Origin of the sequence: Lacinutrix algicola (assembly GCF_001418085.1) — a bacterium.
Taxonomy (GTDB): domain Bacteria; phylum Bacteroidota; class Bacteroidia; order Flavobacteriales; family Flavobacteriaceae; genus Lacinutrix; species Lacinutrix algicola.
The window spans coordinates 1-3,955 of the sequence record NZ_LIQH01000009.1 but is presented as its reverse complement, the minus strand read 5'-3'; the positions used below and the strand labels follow the sequence as shown (position 1 = coordinate 3,955).

The 3,955-nt window shown below is 32.3% G+C and carries 3 protein-coding genes; all 3 read left to right on the top strand.

Going from position 1 to position 3,955, the window contains the following annotated elements:
• Nucleotides 1-806 precede the first annotated feature (806 nt).
• The 3 genes from ASC41_RS00125 to ASC41_RS00115 all read left to right on the top strand — a co-directional run bounded on the left by ASC41_RS00125 (nucleotide 807) and on the right by ASC41_RS00115 (nucleotide 3,759).
• Nucleotides 807-1,703, top strand: a complete 897-nt coding sequence (locus ASC41_RS00125) for a hypothetical protein (protein ID WP_152971386.1) — start codon at nucleotides 807-809, stop codon at nucleotides 1,701-1,703.
• 620 nt (nucleotides 1,704-2,323) lie between these two features.
• On the top strand, nucleotides 2,324-3,199 hold the full coding sequence (locus tag ASC41_RS00120; protein WP_055434619.1) for a hypothetical protein: 876 nt from the start codon (nucleotides 2,324-2,326) through the stop codon (nucleotides 3,197-3,199).
• Between the two features lie 188 nt (nucleotides 3,200-3,387).
• Nucleotides 3,388-3,759, top strand: a complete 372-nt coding sequence (locus ASC41_RS00115; RefSeq protein ID WP_055434618.1) for a transposase — start codon at nucleotides 3,388-3,390, stop codon at nucleotides 3,757-3,759.
• Nucleotides 3,760-3,955: the final 196 nt, after the last annotated feature.

Sequence of the window (3,955 nt, the reverse complement as noted above, 5' to 3'; positions counted from 1 at the left end):
TGAAACAATGGAAGTGCTTCTTTTGCTAGCTTCTGATTTTCCTGCGGAAAATCCCAGCAAACAAAAACGCACAATCCTTATACGTAACCGTTAGCGCACATTGCTCACTCGGCTCAAAAAAATAAATCGTTCTAAAGTGGTTTAAAAAGTAAAAATAGATTCCTATATTTCTCACTCAACCGGTTTCTGACCAAAGCAAAGCGCAACTGTTGCGTACGACTGATTATTGAAACGGTAAATCGGAACGGTAAAAAATAAATTACAAAAAACTCACTTTCGAACTTCCGACCAAAGCAAAGTGCAACTGTTGCGTGCTAATGATTTTAGGAACGCTTAATTTAAACGGTTTAATAATAACGTGCGCTAACATTGTATAAAAATAATGCTTAATTTAGTACCGAAACTATGGAAGTGCTTCTTTTGCTAGCTTCTGATTTTCCTACGGAAAATCCCAGCAAACAAAAACGCACTATCTTTATACTTAACCGTTGCCGTCCATTGCTCACTCGGCTCAAAAAACGATAATTCACTCAAAAGTCGATTAAAGTAATAATGGTTTCCGATCCATTAATTGCGCAATCTTTGCGTACGACTGACCTCACTCCCACGCAATCTTTGTTAAACGGATTTACCAAGCTTTGCGCAACTCTTAAGCCGATAAAATAATTCCTGTAACGTACGGCAACATTGTATAAAAATAATGCTTATTTTAGTCCTTAAACAATGCAAGTGCTTCTTTTGCTAGCTTCTGATTTTCCTTCGGAAAATCCCAGCAAGCAAAAGCGCACAATCCTTATACTTAACCGTTGGCATTAATTAAAAACCGAATGAAATTCAAACTTACATACATTTTTATTTTTGCTTTAATTGTTTCTTGCAAGCAAAATAATTTGGACGTTGTTACAGATTTTAAAAGCAACAAAATATCTGAATATTATGAATATCTTGAACCTTCAGTGGAAAATTCAATTAATGAAAATTGGGTCAAACAAGATTCTCTTTTCTTGTCAGAATTAAAAGGCATTTTAAAAAAAGATGAAAAGGATATTTTAAAGATTTTTAAAATAGACGAAAAAGATAGGAAAACTAAATTAGGATTTGGATACGAGCAAATTGAAAGTAGTATGGGAAAAGGATATGTTAGTATTTTTTACAATTTAATTTTAAAAGAAGGACAAGTAGCATCTTATGAATTCACACCTCAATTACCGAAAAACAAGTATTTAACCGAAAGATATATAGAGTTTTATTCCGGAATTTTTAAAATAGAAAATAATACGATTCACAATAGATATTTCAATATTGAGGAAATGGAAAATCCTATACAAAATTTGGACACAGATATTGCATTAAATGAAAATTTGAAATTCTTAATGACACCATTTGCAGGAACTCGATATGGTTTTAGTGGAGGTTATGGAGGAAGTATTTTTACGAATAGAGCAATATTTATGAAAGAATATAAAAGCCTAACACCAGAAGTTTGCCAAATACTTATGAATAGTAAAAACTCTGGAACGAGATTAATGGCGATTGAATATTATATGAAAAATAAATCTGACTTTAAAAATCAAGAATTAATCAATAATTGGATTGACAAAGTATACTCTGAATCACCAACAATAGAAACTTTAGAAGGCTGTTTTGTAATGAGGAGAAAGAGCAAACAATTAGTTTCGGAATATGTAAAAAGAAAAAACTAATGCCAACACCGTATAAAATTAATTGCTGGCAAATCGCTTACTTACGAAAGTCCAAACGGACTTTCTTGGTTCGTGTTTTATTTACTAAATTAGTCGCTTAAAACACGCAACTAACCTTATACAAAAACGTTGTAAACCATTTCCTTGTATCGCAATTGTCACGTAATATTTTAATTGCGCAGCGGACAAATTTATTCTTCATATGAAAGCGGAGCTTTCAATTTTTTTTGAATTTAAGTCAAAGATGGCTACCGAAAAATTGTAATGAAAATAATCGGAATTTCACTCAGTCGCAATAGAACGCAACAATCGGAATTTAGCAATGTTGCGAAGTACAACGCAAATCGGAATTGAATTATGAAACGCAAGTGTTACGCAAGTATTTCGTATCGGAATTTGACAATTACAGCGTAAAAAGCGATAAATTAAGGCGTAAAAAACTAAAAAACGGTTAACAACAGGTTGTATAATTAATTGCTTGGGCTTGTGTGTACTCGGAAAATCCTGCGGATTTCCCTAACGTTCGGTTTATTCTTATTAGATTAGTTGCTTAAACCACGTAACTAACCATACATCAAGCGTTGTGCGTCATTTAAGAAAAAAACCGAAAACGAAAGAAATTGAGTTGGATAAATAAAATATTTGGAACAAAAAAGGTCGAGGAAATTCCAACTCGAAAAATTGACTATATCCAAATAACTAAAGATTGGAACGCTGACCCAGTTTCACCTGAAATTGAATTAAAATTGGACGGAATTGACTTAATAATGGATATTTATCTCAATCATTTGCAATTCAACAAATATCAGGAGGGCGACAAAGTTAAAATCCGATTTAAAAACTGTGCGGAATATTCTCTGAATACTTGCAATGACGAAGGTTATTTTTACGGACAATATAGAACAAATCACAACGAATTACCTTGGGGAGAATTCTATGAAATTAAAAGCGGATTAGATAAAGAGTTGCCGAATCCGATTGAGAAAATTCAAACTAGCAATTCTGACAGAAAACATTTTATTTTCTTTTTTAAAGACGAAACATTTGAATGTCTTGCTTCTGATTATTATTTAGATTTTTACAACGAAAAAGTACTAAACAGTTGTAAAACAAAATATAATGTGGTTTTAGAAGGCAAAGAAATTGGAACTTCTAAACTAGAAAAAGCAGATGCACCAATGGGAGTTGCATTTGGAATAATTGAATTCAATGGAATAGAAACGCCATACGAATTCTTTAAAGAATACTGCTTGAAAAATAATATTGTAATAAATACTGACGACCCAGAATTTGAATTTATTGATACTCAAGTGATATCAGAATTAAAAGTATTCAGACAAGATGGACTTGAAATAAAAGGAGTTGCCGGAAATGCAATTTCTGGAATGAAAGATGAAGGATATGAAATCTCAATTTTGGGAATAAGTAACCCATTTTATGAAAAGGAATTTCCTCATCACGTTGAACATTATAGAAATATGTATAAATCGGAATAAAAACGAACGCACAACACCGTATATAATTTATTGCTTGCTTCTCGCCTACTTACGAAAGTCCTCGCGGACTTTCTTGGTCGGTAATTATTTACTAAATTAGTTGCTTGAAACACGCAACAAACCATATACAACAACGTTGCCACCAATTATGACCCGTCCTGAAATAAGGCTACATAATTTTAAACATTATGTATAGAAATGACAAAGTAATTAGACGTTACAGTGAACCTTTTAAATTAAAAATCTTAGCCGAACTTACAATCGGAAAACACACAAAGAGTGAACTTTGTAAACTCTACTCTATTGCACCTACAACAGTAAATGTGTGGATTAAAAAGTATAATCGTAAAGACTTAATGAACACCAGAGTAAAAGTGGAAACAAAAGACGAAATATCTAGAATTAAAGCACTTCAAAAAGAGGTTGAACAACTTAAAAAACTACTACTTAAAAAGGATCTCGATGCTATGGTCCAGGATTGTTATCTGGAAGTAGCTGCTGAAGATCTTGGCTATAAATCAGTTAATGAACTAAAAAAAAAGCTAAGTATAAAGCCTTAAGTAAAGCCAAAAAGATATCTAAGGGATTTGCTACTTTGACAACTATAACCCATTGTTTTGGACTTAAACGTAATGCTTATTACAAGCATAAAAACAGAGCTGATAAGCGTTTAAACCTAGAACTACAGATTATTAATATCGTTAGAAAAAGACGCAAATCCCTTCCTAGAGAAGGCGTGAGAAAACTTGTAAAATC

What these genes read in the sequence shown, in the direction of transcription:
- ASC41_RS00115 (WP_055434618.1), top strand. Translation starts at nt 3,388, where the DNA reads ATGTATAGAAATGACAAAGTAATTAGACGTTACAGTGAACCTTTTAAA.